The sequence below is a fragment of the Kineococcus glutinatus genome (genome assembly GCF_039542765.1).
GTDB classification, from domain to species: domain Bacteria; phylum Actinomycetota; class Actinomycetes; order Actinomycetales; family Kineococcaceae; genus Kineococcus_A; species Kineococcus_A glutinatus.
Genome location: NZ_BAABIL010000698.1, coordinates 1 through 2,170 on the forward strand (window position 1 = coordinate 1; position 2,170 = coordinate 2,170).

The following is a 2,170-nucleotide window of genomic DNA, read 5'->3' on the forward strand; positions in this document are numbered from 1 at the left end:
CGCACCGCGGACAGGTCCGGGCCGGTGAGCACCAACCCCGTCTCGGTGGTGTGCACGTGGGCGTCGACGAAGGCGGGGGTGACGAGCGCGCCGTGCAGGTCGACGACCTGCACGCCGGCGCCGGCGTGGGCGGCGGCCGCCTCCTCCGAGCCCAGCCAGGCGATGTGCCCGTCGGCGACGAGCATGGCGGTGGCAAAGGGGTCGGCGGGGCTGTACACCGCGCCGCCGCGGTACAGCCGGGCAGGTGGGACGTCCACGGGCGCAGCCTACGGACCCCGGCCCGGCCCCGACCCCGCCGGCCCGACCCGTGCGGGGACCGCGCCGGTCCCGGTACCGGCGCGGTCCCCGCTCAGCGGGTGGGGCGGGGGTCAGGAGGTCTGCAGCGCCTCGGTGGCGGCGAGCTCGGCGGGGGCCTCCACGATCGCGTCGGCCGGCGGGGCGGCCACGTCGACGTCGGTGCCCCAGTCGAAGTAGTCCACCGACACCGTCGCGCTGGCGCGCTGGCCCTCGTGCTCGGCGCTGGCGTCGACGACCATCCGCACCGGGCGGTCCTCGGAGTCCACGTACAGCTCGAAGGGCACCTCGCTGACGCCGCTGTCGGCCAGCGCCTTCTCGGCCTCGGCCCGCTCGGCCGGCGTGGAGGCGCTGTCCAGGGCCTTGCGCAGGTCGATGGTGCCGGCGTACCCGGTGGCCTCCACCCCGCGCACGGTGCTGGTGCCCAGCTCGCGCACGTCGGAGGAGACCGCCCGCAGCTGCTGCAGCTGCTCGGCGGGGTTGAGGGCGTGGGCGTCCAGCCCGAGGTCCGCGCCGGTCTCCAGCGGCGCCTGCAGCCACGCGCCCGCGGCGATGCCGGGCACGCCGGTGACGTAGAGGGTGTCGCCGGTGAGGCGGACGGTGGGCTGCAGACCGGAGACGCCGGGGGCGGTGATCTGCAGGCGGACCTCTGCGGCCTCCTGCGCGGCGTCGAAGGCGCCCTCGCCGGTGACGGTGGCGTTCTCCCCCTCGCCGCTGGCCTGCACGTCCAGGGCGAACTTCGCGGTGGCGGTCTCGGTGGACTTGGCCAGGGAGGCGTTGACGACCTCCAGCGGGGTGCGGTCGGTGCCGGTGGCCTCCGCACCGGTCTCGGGGGAGGCGCTGCACGCGCCCAGTCCGGCGGTGAGGGCCGCCGCGCCGGCCAGGAGCGCGGCGGCGCGCCGGCCGGTGCGGGCGGGACGACGGGTGGAGCTGGGGGCGGGCATGGTGATCTCCTCCGGGTGTGCGGTGCCGGTGGGCGCTGCCGACCGGTCCTGCGGGGTGTGCACCACCCCACTGTGCGCCGCCGGGGCGCAGACGGCATCCGCCGATCGGCGTCCGCCGGTGGGACCTGGGGTGGAGCCGGCCGCCGGTGCGGCCCCGCCCGCAGGTGGACGGGGCACCGGTCCGGGTCGGCCGCGGCACGGATCCGGGTCGGCCGCGGTGCCGTCGGTGCCGCCGGTGCCGTCGGTGCGGGCCCCTACGCTCGCGCCCATGGCCACGCCCCGCCCCGCCGGCCCGGACACGCTGCTGCTGCTGGACGCCGCCTCGCTGTACTACCGGGCCTTCCACGGCGTTCCCGAATCGGTGCGCGCCCCCGACGGCACGCCCGTCAACGCCGTGCGCGGCTTCTGCGACACCGTCGCGATGCTGGTGCGCGAACACGCCCCGCAGCGCCTGGTGGCCTGCTGGGACGACGACTGGCGCCCGGCGTTCCGGGTGGCGGCGCTGCCCTCCTACAAGGCCCACCGGGTCGGCGCCGACGGCGGTGAGGAGACCCCGGCCGCGCTGGGCCCGCAGGTGCCGCTGCTGGCCGAGGTGCTCGCCGCCGCGGGCATCGCGCGGGTGGGGGCGGCGGGTTTCGAGGCCGACGACGTCATCGCCACCCTCGCCGCGCGCGCGGTCGCCGCCGGGCGGGCGGTGGACGTCGTCACCGGCGACCGGGACCTGTTCCAGCTCGTCGACGACGCCGCCCGGGTCCGCGTCCTCTACACCGGGCGGGGCCTGAAGCGGCTGGAGGTCGTCGACGACGGCGCCCTCGCGGCCCGCTACGGGGTGCGCGGCGGGCGCGGCTACGCCGACCTGGCCGTGCTGCGCGGTGACCCCTCTCGTTGCGCGAGCTGCGCACGTGGCGCAGCGGGTGCTCGACGTCGGCCGG

3 protein-coding genes are annotated in these 2,170 nt (G+C 78.0%); 1 reads left to right on the forward strand and 2 read right to left on the reverse strand.

Annotation, left to right across the window (positions count from 1 at the left end; all coding sequences use genetic code 11):
• Positions 1–185, reverse strand: a 185-nt coding sequence (locus ABEB16_RS20325; protein WP_345714013.1) for an amidohydrolase family protein, incomplete at its 3' end; no start/stop codon positions are given.
• Between the two features lie 183 nt (positions 186–368).
• Positions 369–1,238: an SCO4651 family lipoprotein gene (locus ABEB16_RS20330; RefSeq protein ID WP_345714012.1), complete on the reverse strand. Its 870-nt coding sequence runs from the start codon at positions 1,236–1,238 to the stop codon at positions 369–371.
• A gap of 268 nt (positions 1,239–1,506) precedes the next feature.
• On the opposite strand from ABEB16_RS20330, the gene ABEB16_RS20335 reads away from it, so the two are divergent.
• On the forward strand, positions 1,507–2,170 hold a 664-nt coding region (locus tag ABEB16_RS20335; protein WP_425560272.1), incomplete at its 3' end, for a 5'-3' exonuclease.